General features: G+C 72.3%; 11 protein-coding genes. 7 read left to right on the top strand and 4 right to left on the bottom strand.

All coding sequences use genetic code 11. The features are described from left to right. Positions 1–210 precede the first annotated feature (210 nt). Positions 211–1,572, bottom strand: a complete 1,362-nt coding sequence (locus MPTA5024_RS00775) for an MFS transporter (protein WP_051457566.1) — start codon at positions 1,570–1,572, stop codon at positions 211–213. A 222-nt stretch (positions 1,573–1,794) separates the two neighbouring features. Between MPTA5024_RS00775 and MPTA5024_RS00770 the strand changes: the two genes are divergently transcribed. The 4 genes from MPTA5024_RS00770 (at position 1,795) to MPTA5024_RS00755 (ending at position 8,435) form a co-directional block, all read left to right on the top strand. Next, positions 1,795–2,271, top strand: a complete 477-nt coding sequence (locus MPTA5024_RS00770) for a peptide deformylase (RefSeq protein ID WP_036318665.1) — start codon at positions 1,795–1,797, stop codon at positions 2,269–2,271. A gap of 216 nt (positions 2,272–2,487) precedes the next feature. Further along, complete coding sequence (locus MPTA5024_RS00765) at positions 2,488–3,294, top strand: peptidoglycan recognition protein family protein (protein ID WP_051457565.1); 807 nt, start codon at positions 2,488–2,490, stop codon at positions 3,292–3,294. A 422-nt stretch (positions 3,295–3,716) separates the two neighbouring features. Further along, a complete protein-coding gene (locus MPTA5024_RS00760) occupies positions 3,717–4,568 on the top strand; it encodes a glycosyltransferase family 2 protein (protein ID WP_036318661.1) in 852 nt (283 codons plus the stop codon). A 315-nt stretch (positions 4,569–4,883) separates the two neighbouring features. Then, positions 4,884–8,435 (top strand): lipopolysaccharide biosynthesis protein, encoded by a 3,552-nt coding sequence (locus MPTA5024_RS00755; protein ID WP_051457564.1) that lies wholly within the window; start codon positions 4,884–4,886, stop codon positions 8,433–8,435. A gap of 42 nt (positions 8,436–8,477) precedes the next feature. Here the strand turns inward: MPTA5024_RS00755 and MPTA5024_RS00750 are convergent, their stop codons facing one another. Then, positions 8,478–9,899: a xylan 1,4-beta-xylosidase gene (locus MPTA5024_RS00750; RefSeq protein ID WP_036318658.1), complete on the bottom strand. Its 1,422-nt coding sequence runs from the start codon at positions 9,897–9,899 to the stop codon at positions 8,478–8,480. Between the two features lie 157 nt (positions 9,900–10,056). On the opposite strand from MPTA5024_RS00750, the gene MPTA5024_RS00745 reads away from it, so the two are divergent. Beyond that, positions 10,057–11,133 carry a GNAT family N-acetyltransferase gene (locus tag MPTA5024_RS00745; protein ID WP_036318656.1) on the top strand — a complete coding sequence of 359 codons (1,077 nt, stop codon included), beginning with the start codon at positions 10,057–10,059 and terminating at the stop codon, positions 11,131–11,133. On the opposite strand, the gene MPTA5024_RS00740 is transcribed toward MPTA5024_RS00745, so the two are convergent. Continuing rightward, entirely contained in the window at positions 11,123–12,364 is a 1,242-nt protein-coding gene (locus MPTA5024_RS00740) for a cytochrome P450 (RefSeq protein ID WP_051457563.1), read from the bottom strand. The genes MPTA5024_RS00745 and MPTA5024_RS00740 overlap by 11 nt on opposite strands. Before the next feature lie 103 nt (positions 12,365–12,467). On the opposite strand from MPTA5024_RS00740, the gene MPTA5024_RS00735 reads away from it, so the two are divergent. Both MPTA5024_RS00735 and MPTA5024_RS00730 read left to right on the top strand, forming a co-directional pair. Further along, entirely contained in the window at positions 12,468–13,550 is a 1,083-nt protein-coding gene (locus tag MPTA5024_RS00735) for a GNAT family N-acetyltransferase (protein ID WP_036318651.1), read from the top strand. 184 nt (positions 13,551–13,734) lie between these two features. Next, positions 13,735–14,511 carry a polysaccharide deacetylase family protein gene (locus MPTA5024_RS00730; RefSeq protein ID WP_157099238.1) on the top strand — a complete coding sequence of 259 codons (777 nt, stop codon included), beginning with the start codon at positions 13,735–13,737 and terminating at the stop codon, positions 14,509–14,511. A gap of 14 nt (positions 14,512–14,525) precedes the next feature. Here MPTA5024_RS00730 and MPTA5024_RS00725 read toward each other — a convergent pair whose 3' ends face one another. Continuing rightward, positions 14,526–15,455: a glycosyltransferase family 2 protein gene (locus tag MPTA5024_RS00725; RefSeq protein ID WP_198166897.1), complete on the bottom strand. Its 930-nt coding sequence runs from the start codon at positions 15,453–15,455 to the stop codon at positions 14,526–14,528. Between the last annotated feature and the right edge of the window lie 243 nt (positions 15,456–15,698).

Here is a 15,698-nt window from a genome sequence, read left to right as displayed (position 1 = left end):
GTTACCGCTGTGCTACAAGCCGCCAACCGCGCTAACACCCGCGATCGCGGGCTGTGAGAGACCTCGTCGTCTCGCCCGCCGCGCGGTGCGCGGCCTGAGGAACTCGTGGACGGGGAGGGCCGGGAGGGGTCGCCGCCTCCGCTCGCGCGGCAAGGGCGGGCGCTCCGGGGAGCGCCCGCCGTCGTCGTGCCACGCGGAGGCCGGCCGGGCTCAGACGCGGGCCGCCGCGAGGCTGGGGGCCGTCGCGGCGCCGTACGTCCGCAGGTAGCAGAACCAGGTGATCGCGAAGCACACCGCGTAGAACGCCGCGAAGGCGGCGATGGCCGCCCCCGCGCCCCCGGTCGCCGCGATGGAGCTGCCGAAGCCGCGGTTGATGAAGAAGCCGCCGAACGCGCCGATGGCCGAGATGAAGCCGATGGCCGCCGCCGAGTCGCGCCGGGCGGTCCGGGCGGCCTCCTCGTGCTCGGGGGTGCCGGTCTCCAGACCGGCGACGGCCTTGGCGCGGAAGATGGCCGGGATCATCCGGTACGTCGAGCCGTTGCCGACCCCGGACGTCCCGATGAGCAGCATGTACGCGACGAAGAACAGGGCGAAGGAGTGCCCGGCCAGCCCGCGCCAGACGAGCAGCACCGAGACGATCATGGCGGCGAAGTTCCAGAACGTCACGGCCGCGCCGCCGAGCCGGTCCGAGAGCCAGCCGCCGGCGGGCCGGATGAGCGAGCCGACCAGCGGCCCGAGGAAGGCCAGCGAGACCAGCGCGGCGCGCTCCGGGAACTGCGACTTGATGAGCAGCGGGAAGGCCGTCGAGTACCCGATGAACGAGCCGAACGTGCCGATGTAGAGGACCGACATGATCCACGTCTGGGCGCGGCCGGCCGCCTTGACCATCTCCCTCGGCTCGGCCCTGGCCGCGGTGAGGTTGTCCATCAGGAAGTAGGCGCCGATCGCGGCGGCCAGGATGAACGGCACCCAGAACAGCCCGGCCGCGGCCAGCCCCAGCCCGCCGATGACCAGCGGCATCACGAGCTGGACCGAGCTGACCCCGATGTTGCCCCCGGCGGCGTTCAGGCCGAGCGCCGCGCCCTGCCGGTCCTGCGGATAGAAATAGGTGATGTTCGCCATGCTGGAGGCGAAGTTGCCGCCGCCGAGCCCGGCCGTCGCCGCGATGACGAGGAAGGCCCAGTACGGCGTGGCGGGGTCGCTCACGGCGACCGCGAGGAGGACCGCGGGCACGAGCAGCAGCAGGGCGCTCACGACCGTCCAGTTCCGGCCGCCGAACCGCGCGGGCGCGAACGTGTAGGGGAAGCGCAGCGCCGACCCCACGAGGTTGGGCAGCGAGACGATCCAGAACAGCTGGTCGGTGGAGAACCGGTAGGCGCCGAGCTTGACCGCGACGATGCTCCAGACCGTCCACATCGTGAAGCCGAGGTGCTCGGCGGCTATCGACAGGACGAGGTTCCGCCGGGCCACGCGCCGGCCGCCGCCCGTCCAGAAGGCGGGGTCGTCGGGCCGCCAGTCGGCGATCCACCGGCCCTTGGCCGGGGTCGCGGACGCCACCTGTGCCACCGTCATCGTTCCTCCTGCGTGTCCGGCTGCGTGTCGGGAGCCGTACCGAAGCTAGGAGGATCGCGTTACGCACTTCGGCGAAGTGCGACTGTGCACCAGTTACATGTCTCGCACGGGCGAAACAGGCAATCCATACGCATAACGGATGCAACATGGATTTAACAAAGATTGACCACTCCCAGGACGGGGAATTCCGTTCTCGTGTCATCGTCGCCGTGGGGAGCGTGCATGACTGTCCGGCCGATCCGCGTGTTCACCGATCCGTCGTTACGCCACGTGGCCGAGCCCGTCACGGAGTTCGGCCTTCCGCTCCGCGACCTCGTCAGGTCGCTCACCGCCACCATGAGGGCCGGACCGGGCCGCGCCGGGCTCGCCGCCCCGCAGATCGGGGTCCCTCTCCGGGTCCTCGCGTACGACGTGGACGGCCGGTCCGGCCACCTCGTCAACCCCCGGCTCGAACGCTCGGGGCGCATGGTCGTTGCCGACGAGGCCTGCCTGTCCGCGCCCGGGGTCTGGTGGCCGAGGGAGCGGGCGTTCTCCGTCGTGGCGAGGGGCAGGGACATGCACGGGCGGCCGGTGACCCTGCGGGCCGTCGGCATGCTGGCCCGGGTTCTCCAGCACGAGGCCGACCACCTCGACGGGGTCCTGTTCGTCGACCATCTGCCGGACGAGGACCGGCTCCGTTTTCTGGCGTCCATTTCCTGAGATTTCTGGATATCTCCTCTGTGCCCGGCATCGCCATTCCGTGAGGCGCTCGCGGTATTCGGAGACCGGGGATACCTCGGACATATCGGTTGACATGTGACCGGTTTCCGGTCGGCATGAATATCCGCGGCGACGGCCGGGGATATCGATGCAACCTCCCGCCGGACGCGCGCCCCCGAGGGCCCGCGCTCACAGGGGAGGGCGCATTTGCCAGCGATGACACGCCGGGCGTTCCTGTCGGCCGCGTTCGCGTCCGCCGGGGGCGGTCTCGTCGTCCTCGCGTGCGGCGCGGCGGAGGCGTCGGCCGCCGTGCCGCTGCGGGGCGGGCCGCGCCGCCCCCGCGTCTACAACCGCACGGAGTGGGGGGCCGCGCCGCCGAAGAGCAAGGCCGTCGTGGTGGGGCACGCCCCCGACCGGCTCGTCGTCCACCACACGGCCACGGCCAACACCGGCGACTGCGACCTCGACGCCGCCTTCCGGCTGTCGCGCTCGATCCAGCGCTACCACATGGGCCACAACGGCTGGGAGGACATCGGCGAGCAGTTCACCGTCAGCCGCGGCGGCCACATCATGGAGGGCCGCAACCGCACACTGCCCGCCCTGGCCGCGGGCGGGCTCGCCGTCGGGGCCCAGGCGGCCGACCACAACGACCACACCCTCGGCATCGAGACCGAGGGGACGTACATGACGGAGCTTCCCCCGGCCGCCCAGCTGGGCTCGCTCACCGCGCTCCTCGCGTGGCTGTGCTCCTGCTACCGCCTCGACCCGGAGAAGGCGATCATCGGCCACCGCGACCTCAACCGCACCTCCTGCCCGGGCGACCGCCTGTACGGCTACCTCCCGCAGCTGCGCGACGACGTGGCACGCAGGCTCGGCCGCAGGCCCACCCGGCTCGCCGAGCCCGAGGCGCCGCGGCTCGCCCTGCCGCCGGCGCCGCCTCCGGAGGCGATCCGGCCGTATGAGCACGGGCCGGCCGTCGGCCCTCGCGACCGCGCGGCGCGGGCCGCCGGGTTGGCGCCCTGACGTCACGATTCGGCCACGGCGGTGCACGCGAAGGGGGCGTCGAACGTCCGCGTTGACAGCCGCTCAGGCACTTGGTCAGATAGGTATAACGATCAGCGGCCGCCCGGGTTACGCTGCTCGTCCCCTGAGATCGGAGCCGACGGGCGGGCCTGACGTTCTTCAGCTATCGGCGAGGGTGGGGGCATCGATGACGTTCCGGACCGAAATCACGGTGACGGCCGATTCGCGTGGCATCGCGCGCAAGTCAAGATCGGGACGGTAATCTCGGGTTTCCGCGGGTTTTCGGACGGTCACGCCGTCCGGCTCCCGCGATCGCAGCGAAAGCCACCCCCGGTACGTCCCATTCCCTCGCGCCTATCGCGACGGGCCCGTGCCACGTGCAACGACGCCGCCAGCACAATGCCCCGGAGGATCCACACGCCATGAACCCCGAGAGCACCCGCCCTCTCCCCCTCTCCCCTTTAGGGTCGTTCGCCGTAAAGCCCGCTGCAGATGGATATATCCGGATTTCACCCTTGATGGCGATTTCACCGCGCGTCAGCGTGGTGGTGCCGGCCATGAACGAGGCCGAGAACCTGCCCCACGTGTTCGCGACGCTGCCGCGGTGGGTGCACGAGGTGGTGCTCGTCGACGGGAACTCCACCGACGACACCGTGGAGGTGGCCCGGATGCTGCGGCCGAGCCTCCGGGTGGTGCGGCAGCGGGGCACGGGCAAGGGCGACGCGCTGGCGGAGGGGTTCGCGGCCTGCACCGGCGACATCATCGTGATGATCGACGCCGACGGCTCGACCGACGGACGGGAGATCGTCCGCTTCGTCGGCGCGCTGGTGGCCGGGGCCGACTACGCGAAGGGCTCGCGCTTCCTCAACGGCGGCGGCAGCGACGACATCACGCCGAGCAGGCGCCTGGGCAACTACGTGCTGAGCACGCTGGTCAACCGGATGTACGGCACCCGCTACACCGACCTGTGCTACGGCTACAACGCCTTCTGGGCGCGGCACCTCGACGCGCTCACCCCCGACTGCGCCGGGTTCGAGGTCGAGACGCTCATGAACATCCGCGCCGCCAAGGCGGGGCTGCGCGTCCACGAGATCCCGAGCCACGAGCGCAACCGCATCCACGGCTCCAGCAACCTGCGCGCGGTCCGCGACGGCTGGCGGGTCCTGAAGACCATCCTGAGGGAGCGTGGCGGTAGGGTCCCAGTGTCCGCCCGGTCCGCCGCGACCGCCCCCTCACCGGCGCCCTCCCAGGCGGCCGACCAGGGGGCCGCGTGACCGCGCCGGATCTCCCGCTCCGTCCGGACGGCCGTGCCCGGGGGGCGCGCCGCCCGGCGGCCGCGTGAGGCCCGCCGTCCAGGCGGGCAGGTCCCGTCGTCGCCGTCCAGGGGGGTTGGCTGTGTCTCGTCCGCAGGCGCGTCCGCAGGAGACGCGCCCCCGCCGGGTAGCGGTGCGGCGGGCGCCCGCCGCACCGCCGTACGGCGCCGGGACACGCCGCCTCGACCTCCTCCACCCGGCCCGGACCTCCCCGGCGGGGACGCGTCACAGGGCGGCGGGGCACAGCGCGGCGGGGCACAGGGCGGGCGCGGCGCCGTGACCGAGACCCTCCCCCGCACCGAGAGCGCCGCGGCAGGCGACGGCGCACCCGCCCGCCGCCGGTTCTCCTTCGGCCTGAACGACCCGCTCTTCAAGAACGCGTACGCCCTGATGGTGAACGCGGGGGCGTCGGGCGTGCTCGGCCTCGTCTACTGGGTGCTGGCAGCCCGCCTGTACGACACGGCGGACGGCGGCAGGGCGATGGCCGTCATCGGCGCCATGCGCCTGCTCGCTGCTGTCACGTCGCTCGGCTTCGTCGGGACGCTCACCCGGTTCATCGCCGACACGGGCCGGGCGACGGCGCGGTTCATCGGCGGCGTCTACCTGGTGTCCATGGGCGCCGCGGCGCTGGCCACCGTCGTGTTCCTGCTGACGCTCGACAAGTGGGGCGACAACTACCGGAGCCTCGCCGGCCTCGGGCCCGGCCTGCTGTTCGTCGGCGCGGTGCTGACGTGGGTCGTCTTCACGCTGCAGGACGTCGCGCTCACCGGGCTGCGCAAGGCGACCTGGGTGCCGATCGAGAACATATCGTTCGGAGTCGTCAAGATCGTGATGCTGGTCGCGCTCGCGAAGGCGCTGCCGGGCGACGGCATCACGGTGTCCTGGGTCGTGCCGGTGGCCGTCACGCTGCTGCCGGTCAACCTGCTCGTGTTCAGGCGGCTGGTCCCCCAGCACGCGCGGGAGACGGCCGGTCGGCGGCCCCCGGCGGTCCGCACGCTCTCCCGCTTCCTCGCGGGCGACTACCTCGGGTCGACGTTCGTGCTGGCGATCACCTACCTGCTGCCGGTGATCGTGGGCGCGTTCGTCGACGCCGCGACCTTCAACTACTACTACAGCGTCGGGATGCTCGGGGCGATCCTCGAGACGCTCGCGATCACGATGGCCACCTCGCTGACGGTCGAGGGCGCGTTCGACAGGGCCAGGCTGGCCGAGAACGGCCGCCGGGCGCTCACCCGGACGTTCGTGATCCTGTGCCCGATCGTCCTCGGCGCGGTGGTCCTGGCGCCGTACGTGATGGCCGCGTTCAGCCCGGCGCACCGGGAGCACGCGACGACGCTGCTGCGGCTGACCGCGCTGGCCACGCTGCCGCGCGCGGTGATCGAGCTGTACCTCGGCGTGCTGCGGGCCAAGAGCCGCCCGAGGAGACTGGCGTACGTCCAGGGGGCGATGTGCGCCCTGGCGTTCGCCGGGACGGTCGTGCTGCTCCCCCGCCTCGGCATCAACGGCGTGGGCGTCGCCCTGCTGGTCGCGCAGCTCATCACGGCCGCCGCGGTGACCCCGCCGCTGCTGCGGGCGCTGGTCGTCCCGGGTGATGCCGGGGGCGCCCCGCCGTACCGCATCATGGTCATCGTGACGACGATGGCCGACCGTGCGACGACGGCGTGGCACAGGCTCCTGGCGGTCCCCGCGATCCGGCCGGAGCGGGCCAAGGGGTGGCTGCTCCCCCTGCTGGCGGCCGAGGGGTTCGGCATCTACCTGATCGCCCTGCTCGGCCCGGTGAGCCGCCTGACCGGGGTGAACCCCGACCGGATGAACGGCCTCGGGCTCGTCTCCGTCCTGCCGCCCGCCGCCATAGGAGGGCTCGCGCTGCTGATCGTGGCGTTCTTCGCCACGCTGGCCCAGCGGCGGTACCGCCCGGTGCTGCTGCTGGTCCAGCTGTTCGCCATCACGTTCTGCTTACACGGCGCGTCCGCGCTCATCTCGACCGAGCCGCGATTCCCGACGGCGTGGCTGCACGTGGGGTTCATCGAGTACATCGCGCGGACCGGCGGCACCCTGCCCGGCCTCGACGCGCGGTTCAGCTGGCCCGGCTTCTTCGCGGTCTTCGCCTTCGTCAGCGGCGCGATGGGGATGGAGAACTTCCGCGAGTTCGTCAACTGGGTCCCGGTCGCCTCGAACCTCCTCTACCTCGTGCCGCTGCTGCTGATCCTGCGCCGGATGCGGGCCGACCGGCGGGCCAAGTGGCTGGCCGCCGTCCTGTTCGTCACGCTGCAGTGGATCGGCCAGGACTACTTCTCCCCGCAGGGCACGACCTACTTCATGTACCTGCTGTTCCTGGCCGTCCTCGTGACGTGGTTCGGGCGGCAGGAGACGCGGCCCGAGCCCGAGGAGCCCGGCGGGCTGCTGCGCCGCATCGCGCGCCACCTGGACGAGGCCGAGCCCGGCGAGTTCACGTCCCGCCCGGCCGACAAGGTCACCCGGATCGTCCTGTACGCCGTGCTGATCCTGCTGGGCGCCGCCGCGACAGCCGCGCACCAGATCACCCCGTTCATGATGGTCTCGGCGTCGCTCGCGCTGGTGCTCGTCCGGCGGTGCACGCTCGGCACGATCCCCTGGATCGTGGCCGGGTTCGCGGTGGGCTGGGTCAGCTACCTGGCCACGCCGTACTGGTACGGGCACATCGACGACATGCTCGGCGGCATCGGCTCGCTCCTCAGCAACCTGAGCGCGAACACCACCGGCCGCATCGCGGCCTCCACCGGCGACCCCATCCACCCGTACGTCCTGAAGCTGCGGCTGGGCTTCGCGCTGATCCTGGTCGTGATGGCGGGCGTGGGCGTGGCCCGGCGGCTGCGCCGCAAGGTCATCGACCGGGTCGCGATGGTGCTCACCATCACCCCGGTCTCGGCGATGGCCATGCAGAGCTACGGCGGCGAGATGGGCCTGCGGGTCTACTTCTTCATGCTGCCCGGCGCCTGCCTGCTCGCGGCGTACGCGTTCTTCCCCGAGTCCCCCGGCAGCATGCGCGGCATGCGGCAGGTGGTCGGCAGGCCGTCCCTGCTCGACCTGCTCCGCGCGCGGCTGGCGCTGCCGCTCGCGTGCGTCACCGTGCTCGCGCTCGCGGGGGGCTTCTTCGTCGCCCGGTACGGCAACGAGCAGTTCGAGCGGGTGACGACCGGCGAGGCGGCGGCGCTCGACTACATCTACGCCCGGGACAAGCCCAGCGCCCGCATCCTGCTGCTGTCGCCGAGCGACGCCAAGCTCGGCGGGGTCAGCGACGACGTCGGCTACAGCGTGGTGCCGTGGCGGGAGAAGCACGTCGAGCGGGTGGAGTGGGTGAGCACCCCGCCCCCGCCCGACCCGTCCGACGTCGCGCCCGTCGCCGCCGCGCTGCGCACGCTGGGGCCGGGGTCGTACCTGCTGGCCACCCGCAGCCAGGACACGATGCTCGAGGTCACCGACCCGCTCGGCAACGGGATCCCGGACGACTGGGGTCCGCGGATCCGGGCCGCCCTGTCGTCCTCGCCGCAGCTGGTGACGCTGTACGCCAACGACGACGCGGCCGTCTACGCGCTGCGCGACCAGCCTCCGGGGTCGGTGCCGCCGGCGCCCGACTTCACGCTGACGCCTCCCTGGTACACGTCGTGGACGCCCGTCGGGCTCGCCGCGTTCGGGATCGGGCTGGGCGCGCTCGTCACCGTCGAGCTGCTCGCCATCACCGGCTCGGGCGGCGTCCGGCTGCGCCGCCGCCTGGTCCGCCTGATCGTGCTCATGGGCCTGGTCACGATCGCCGTCGTCGTCGAGCGGTTCGTCACGCTGGGCATCTGACCCGGCTGACCCGTCTCCGGCCCTACGGGGGCCGGAGCGCGGTCAGGGCCGGTCGGCGCGGTCCATCCAGCGGACCTCGTACGGCTGGAGGGTGACGCCGCCGCCGTCCACGCTGACCGCCTGGACGTCGCCGGTCGTGTTCACCGCGACGATGCGGTGCTCCTGGGCCAGCGCCCGCACAGCCGGCGAGGAGACCGTCACCGGCACGAGCGGGGTGCCCGCGGGGAACCAGTGGGCGAAGTCCTGCAGCAGGCGCAGCGTGGCGGTGGGGGCGCCGTCGTCGCTGGAGACCAGGCACAGCGGGCAGCCCTCGCGCTTGTCCCTGGGCGCGTAGGTGTCCCAGTACAGCGCGGTCTCGGCGCCGCCCGCGGCCAGCTCCATCAGCGCGGCCGCGGTGACCGCCACCCGGCGCTCCTCGGTCCACTGGAGGGCCGGGCAGGAGCCGCCGGGGTCGATCGACGAGCAGGGCAGCGGGTAGAACTCGGCCCACCAGACCGGCAGGCCCGACCGCTGCCGCAGCCAGCGCGTCACCGCGCCGAACTTGCCGAGCGCGCCGAACTCGTCGGGCTTCAGCGAGCCGTCGTGCGAGGCGGCGGCGCCGTCGACGACGACGAAGTCGGCGCCCTTCTTGTGCCGCAGCCAGTAGTCCACGGCCTCGACCACCCGGCCGTCGACCGAGCCCCACGGGCCGCTCACCTCCGACGGGCTGGGCGAGCCCGACACGTAGGTGTCGACGGGGATGTACGGCCCGCCCACCTGGATGCCCGGATCGACGGCCTTGAGCGCGTCGTACACGCGGTTGTAGAGCTCGGTGTAGGCGACGGCGTTCCACTCGCCGTGCCGGTCGTCCCACATGCCCTTGAACTCGTTCCAGACGATGAACCGGCGCACGTGCGGGTACCGGCGGGCGACGGCCGCGGCGAGCCTGGCGAAGTCGTCGAAGTGCTCCTGGCGGGGCGCGGTCTCGATGAGGCTCCAGTCGGTCTTACCCGGCCGGCCGCCCTTCATCCAGTCGGGCGCGCAGCACAGCGTGAGGACGGGCGCCCCTCCGGTGTCGGCCATCAGCTTCACCCGGGCGTCGAGCGAGGCGAAGTCGAAGACCCCGGGCCGCGGCTCGGGGTTGTCGGCGCCGAAGCCCATGACGTGCTGGTTCTGCACCAGCGGCTGCGCCGCGAGCGCCCGCGCGGCCGGCCCGGCGACGCGCTCGTCGTCCCCCGCGGTGTACTGGGTGTGCGTCAGCCCCCAGCGCGGCCACTGGGCGGGCTCGGCGGTGCGGGAGACGGTCAGCGGCGTGACGCGCGCGGCGGCGGCCGCGGACGGGCTCTCCTGCCGGGCGTTCCTGCGGAGCGCGGCGACTCCGAGGATCGCGCCGGCGCAGACCACGGCGAGCGCCAGCAGGGCCACGGCGACGGGCCAGCGGGGGGATCGGCGTCCGCGCGCATGGCGTCCCCTGCGTCCTCCCACAGCGGGCCACCTTATCGGGGCAGGACGTCCCTCGTGCGCGTTTGGACCGTTTTCGCGCCATTGCCGGTGGGCGTGACTCCGCGCGGACCTGCGTCCGCCGGGGGGCGGGACGCCCGTTCGCGCACCGGGCGGTCGCCGGAGGCGAGAGACTAGGCGGGTGCGAATCACGGTGATCCATCCCCGGGAGCTCGGCGAGCCGGAGCTCGCGCGGTGGCGCAAGTTCCAGGACGCCGACCCCGAGCAGGACAACCCGTTCCTGTGCCCCGAGTTCGTGCGGACCGTCGGCGAGCTGCGGCCGTACGTGCGGGTGGCCGTCGTCGAGGACGGCTCGGGCATCGGCGGGTTCTTCCCCTTCGAGCGGCACCCGCTGGGCATCGGCAGGCCCGTCGCGGCCGGCCTCACCGACCTGCAGGGCATGGTGTACGCGGCGGGGCTGGAGCTGGACGCCCGGGGGCTCCTGCGGGCCGCCGGCCTGTCGGCGTGGGAGTTCGACCACCTGCACGTCGGGCAGCCCGTGTTCGCCCCCTACCACGGCAGCCGGCACCCCTCCCCGGTCATCGACCTCGACGAGGGCTACGAGGCGTACCTGGCGGGGCTGCGCCGCCGCTCCCCCACCACGCACCGGATGACCCGGTACAAGCGCAACCGGCTGGGCCGCGAGGTCGGCGAGGTGCGTCACGTGGCGGAGTCCGGCAACACGGCGGCGCTGCACGAGCTGCTGAAGTGGAAGTCCGCCCAGTACCGGCGCACCGGCCGCACCGACCGCTTCGCCCACCCGTGGATCGTCGAGCTCGTCGAGCGGCTGCACGCCCTGCGCACCGACCGCTTCGCGGGCAGCCTGTCGCTGCTGTACGCCGGCGACGAGGTGGTCGCCGGGCACTTCGGCCTGCGGACCGGCAGCCAGCTGTGCACGTGGTTCCCGGCGTACGACGTCCGCTTCGGCAAGTACTCCCCCGGCCTGCTGCAGCACCTCGGCATGGCGGAGGACTTCGCCGCCATGGGCCTGCGCCACATCGACATGGGCCGCGGCGAGAAGGACTACAAGGAGAGCCTGAAGACCCGCGACCTGGAGGTGGCCGAGGGCCGGGTGGCCCGGGCGACCCCGGGCGCCGCCGCGCACTGGCTGCTGCGGGTGCCCCCGCGCGCCCTGCGCAACACGGTCCTGGCCACGCCGTTCCTGCGCGACCAGGCCGACCGCGTGCTGAAGGGGTACGCCAGGCTGGTCAGAAAGTGACGGGCAGCCGCCGGACCGCGTTGTTGAACGTCGACACCATGGGCACCGGCGGCGCCGCGAGCCGCAGGCCGGGCAGCCGCGTGTACAGCTCGCGCAGCAGCACGGTCAGCTCGCGCTTGGCGAGGTGGGCGCCGAGGCAGTAGTGGGCCCCCGGGCCGCCGAAGCTCACGTGCGGGTTGGGCCCGCGGGTGATGTCGAAGACGTCGGGGTCGGTGAACACCTGCTCGTCGCGGTTGGCCGAGTTGTAGAACATCACGACCTTGTCGCCGGGGACGAGCGGCTGGCCGCGCAGCTCGTGCTCCGCGACGACGGTCCGCTGGAGCTGGGTGATCGGCGACGCGTACCGTACGATCTCGTCGACCGCGCCGGAGATGTGGGCGTCGTAGTCCGACAGCAGCAGCTCGCGCTGCTCGGGGTGCTCGCTGAGCAGCGTGACCGCGTGGGACAGCGTGTGGCCGGGCGTGTCGATGCCGGCGACGACCAGCAGCAGGAAGAACGCGCCCAGCTCCGTGCCGGTCAGGCGCTCCCCGTTCACGTCGGCGTTGGCGAGCGCGGAGATGACGTCGTCGCCCGGCTCCCTGCGGCGCTCCTTGCCGAGGCCGATGACGAGGTTGCGCAGCCCGAACGTCGCGCGCGTGTTGCGGACGGCGTGGCGGAGCATGCCCTTCGGGTCGCTGCGGACGGCCTGGTACTCCACCGTGTCCCTGACCCAGCCCAGCACCTTCTCCCGGTGCTCCTCGGGGATGCCCAGCAGGTCGCACACGATGTGGGTGGTGTAGGTCTGGGCGACCAGCTCGACGAAGTCGCCGGGACCGGCCTTGGCCAGCTCGGCCACGGCCGTCTCGGCCCGCCGCTGCATCTGGCCCTCCAGCCGCTGCATCATGCGGGGGGCGAACGCGCGGGAGACGATCCGGCGCAGCCGGGTGTGCTCGGGCGCGTCCATGTTCTCCAGCGAGTCGCCGTAGATGTGCTTGACCCATTTGGGCGGCTCGGGATTGGTGACGGCCGGGCTGTTGGCGAAGACGGCCGCGTTGCGGCTCGCCTCGACGACGTCGGTGTGCCTGACGGCCGCGTAGAAGCCCCGGCCGGAACGTGCCAGGGGAACCTTGGGCTGGGAGAAGAAGACGGGACGCTCCTGCCGCCGGAGCCACGCGAAGGCCTCGGCCCGCTCGGCGGCGGGCCGCTCCCAGAAGTCCAGCCTCGCGATGTCGAGATCGGCGATGACGGTCACGTCACTAGCGTCCCACAGGTGATCCCCCGCCCATTGCCCGATACGGGGGCCGGCTTGACCCTAGGATGGGTGCCTTCCCCAGCGCTGTCTTGTGAAGGATCCCATGCAGATCACCGTCATCCGTCCCGGCGAGCTCGGCCCCGCGGAGATCGCCGGGTGGCGGGCGATGCAGGAGGCCCAGCCGCACCTCGCCAGCCCGTTCCTCTCCCCGGAGTTCACGGTGGCCGCCGGCGAGGTGCGGCGGGACGCGTTCGTCGCGGTCCTGAGCGAGGGCGGCCGGACGGTGGGCTTCTTCCCGTTCGAGCGGCACCCGATGGGGGTGGGCCGGCCGATCGCCGGGTGGGTGTCGTTCGCGCAGGGCGTCGTCCACGCGCCGGGCGTGACGTTCGACGCCCGCACGCTGCTCAAGGGGGCCGGGCTCGACGTCTGGGAGTTCGAGTTCCTCGTCGGCGGCCAGCCGTGGTTCGCGCCGTACGCGACGCTGGAGGCCGAGTCGGTGCTCATCGACGTGTCGGCGGGGTATGACGCGTACCTGGAGCAGGTGAAGGCCAACGGCCCCCGCACGATCAAGACGGCGATGACCCGGCTGCGCAAGCTCGGCCGGGAGAACGGCGACCTGCGCGTCGAGCTGCACTCCGAGAGCGCCGACGACCTGCGCCGCGTCATCGAGTGGAAGTCGGCGCAGTACCGCAGGATCGGGCGGCCCGACCGCTTCGCCCAGCCCTGGGTGGTCGAGCTGGTGGAGCGGCTGCACACGACCCACGCGCCCGGCTGCTCCGGCGCGCTCACGATGCTCTACGCGGGCGACAAGCCGATCGCGGGGCACATCGGCCTGCGCTCGGACACGCTGCTCGCCGGCTGGTTCCCTGCCTACGACGCCGACTACTCGAAGTACTCCCCGGGGCTGCTCCAGCACCTGCTGATGGCCAAGGCCGCGGCCGAGGACGGCATCCTCCAGATGGACTGGAGCACCAGCAAGGGCGACGACTACAAGCAGACGCTGCGGACCGGCGGCCACATGGTGGCGGAGGGCTGCGCCCGCCGCCGCTCGGCCGGGGCCGCGCTGTACTGGGCCAGGAACACCCCGGTCCGGCGGGCCCGGCAGCTCGTGCTCGACAGCCCGCGCCTGCACGGCCTGGCCGACCGGCTCATGCGCCGGTACGGCAGCCTGCGCGGCGGGTCCTGACGCCGTCCGGTAAGTCGGCTTTCCGCTCACGTCCGGGGGTCGGTAACTCCTTAGCTGGAAATTTCGGGATAAGCAGAGTTACCGAGGCGAATGTGGCTCATGTGAATACGCGGATGCGACCATCGGATCACGATGACATAACGGGCGCCTGTGAGCGGAACGATCGCTCACGTAGACTCGTCGAGTGTCTGCGATCTGGATGTATCACTCGATCGACCACTACACATTCGACCCCTATTCCATAACCGTCGATCCCGACACCTTCGAAGCCCAGATCAGGTGGCTCTACAAGCGGGGCAAGCGCGGGGTCTCGACGCGCGAACTGCTGGCGGCCGGCAGGACCGATGACATGGTCGCGCTGACGTTCGACGACGGGTACGCCGACTTCCTGGACCACGCGCTGCCCGTCCTGCGCCGGTACGGGTTCACCGCGAGCCTGTACATCGTGCCGGGACTGCTGGGCGACCACAACGCGTGGGACCAGCCCGGTCCGCGCAAGCGGCTGATGACGGCCGACGAGCTGCGCACGGTGTCCGACGAGGGCATGGAGATCGGCTCCCACGGGCTGACCCACACGGCGCTCACCACGCTGCCGGACGAGGCGCTCAAGCACGAGCTGACCCACAGCCGGGACATCCTGCGTGACGTCACGGGCCAGCCCGCCGACGGCATCTGCTATCCGTACGGCTTCGCCGACGCCCGGGTGCTGGAGGCCGTGCGGGCGGCCGGGTACCGCTACGGCTGCGTGACCGTCGACTCCCACCCCCAGGAGGCGCCGTACGCCTACCGGCGGGCGTGCATCGGCAACTATGGGCCGTTCCGGCTGCGCGCGGCCCCGGCGGAGACCCGGCTGCGCGTCCTCCTGCGGCGGCTCCGGCCGGTGCGGGCCGTCGGCCACATCGCGGCCGTCCCCCCGCTGCTGGAGGGCCTCGCCCACCTCGGGGACCACGTCCCGCTCTGACCCCCGGGCGTCCCTCAGGAGGTGGCGCCGGCGGCGTCGAGGTGACGCTGCACCCACGAGCGCGAGACGGCCCCCAGCGCGAGCGCCGTGACGACGTACGACCGGACCTCCAGCGGGCTCGCCAGGAACGACCGGCGGGCCCACCGGAGGGCGTTGCGCCGTTCGCCGTACATGCTCCAGGCCAGGCCGATCTGGCCGGCGAGCCGGGCGAAGCCCCTGCGCTCGGTGAAGAACTCGGGGTACGTGGCGAGCAGCCACTCGTTGGCCGTGGCGATCGTGGCCCAGCGCCCGTTGAAGTGCGACCGCCTGCCGTGGGCGCGGACGCGCACGCCGACCTCGGGCACGTACACGATCGGCGCGTGCCGGGCGGCACGCAGCAGCATGTCGTAGTCTTCGGCGAAGCCGCCGGGGATGTCCTCGGAGAACAGGCCGATCGGGCCGAGCAGCCCCTCCCGCCGTACGAGGAAGGAGTCGGTGCAGGCCTGCTTCACCCGGGACTCGAGCAGGTCGGCGTGCGCGATCTGCGGCTTGTGCCACAGGCAGGTGCTGGTCCGGTCGCCGTAGTCGGTCTCGGCGCCGCAGGAGGCGAACAGCGCCCGCGGGTTGCCGGTCAGCGCCGCGACCTGGCTGGACAGCTTCCCCGGGAGCCAGACGTCGTCGTCGTCGCAGAACCCGACCAGCTCGGAGGAGGTGGCGAGGATGCCGGCGTTGCGGCTGGCCGACGACCCCGGGCCGCGGTCGCCGCGCATCACCCGGACCTCGCGGGGATGGGGCGAGGCGTCCCGGGCGCGCTCGGCGAGGGCCGCGTCGGGCTCCGCCCGGTCGTAGACGACCATCACGGTGACGGGGCCCGGATAGTCCTGCCGGACGATGGAGTCGACGGCTTCCGTGAGCAATTCGGCGCGGTCACCACGGGTGGAAACAATGGCGTCGACAGAAGGCATGTCGCTCATGGTGAGAAATGCTAACCGACGCCTTGGACCGTTCTAGGGCCGTTCCCGGACGAATGCCGGGCCGTTCGGGCGGCGACCTCCGAGATTGACCGGCGATTTCGGGAATTATGCCTGGCGACGCTGGTAGAAAAGGGTTACCCCCGGACAGGCCGATATCACCCGCACAGGACGCCGGTGCCCTTTCGCTGGGGCGGGGCGTCGGTCGCGGTGGGCCGAGCGGGACGCACGGCGGGG

It is taken from the genome of Microbispora sp. ATCC PTA-5024, from assembly GCF_000511135.2.
Taxonomy (GTDB): domain Bacteria; phylum Actinomycetota; class Actinomycetes; order Streptosporangiales; family Streptosporangiaceae; genus Microbispora; species Microbispora corallina.
This window is presented reverse-complemented; position numbering and strand designations above follow the sequence as displayed.

Coding starts and splice junctions, on each gene's coding strand:
- MPTA5024_RS00725 (WP_198166897.1), bottom strand. CDS start 15,455: ATGCCTTCTGTCGACGCCATTGTTTCCACCCGTGGTGACCGCGCCGAA.
- MPTA5024_RS00760 (WP_036318661.1), top strand. CDS start 3,717: ATGAACCCCGAGAGCACCCGCCCTCTCCCCCTCTCCCCTTTAGGGTCG.
- MPTA5024_RS00770 (WP_036318665.1), top strand. CDS start 1,795: ATGACTGTCCGGCCGATCCGCGTGTTCACCGATCCGTCGTTACGCCAC.
- MPTA5024_RS00765 (WP_051457565.1), top strand. CDS start 2,488: ATGACACGCCGGGCGTTCCTGTCGGCCGCGTTCGCGTCCGCCGGGGGC.
- MPTA5024_RS00735 (WP_036318651.1), top strand. CDS start 12,468: ATGCAGATCACCGTCATCCGTCCCGGCGAGCTCGGCCCCGCGGAGATC.
- MPTA5024_RS00775 (WP_051457566.1), bottom strand. CDS start 1,572: ATGACGGTGGCACAGGTGGCGTCCGCGACCCCGGCCAAGGGCCGGTGG.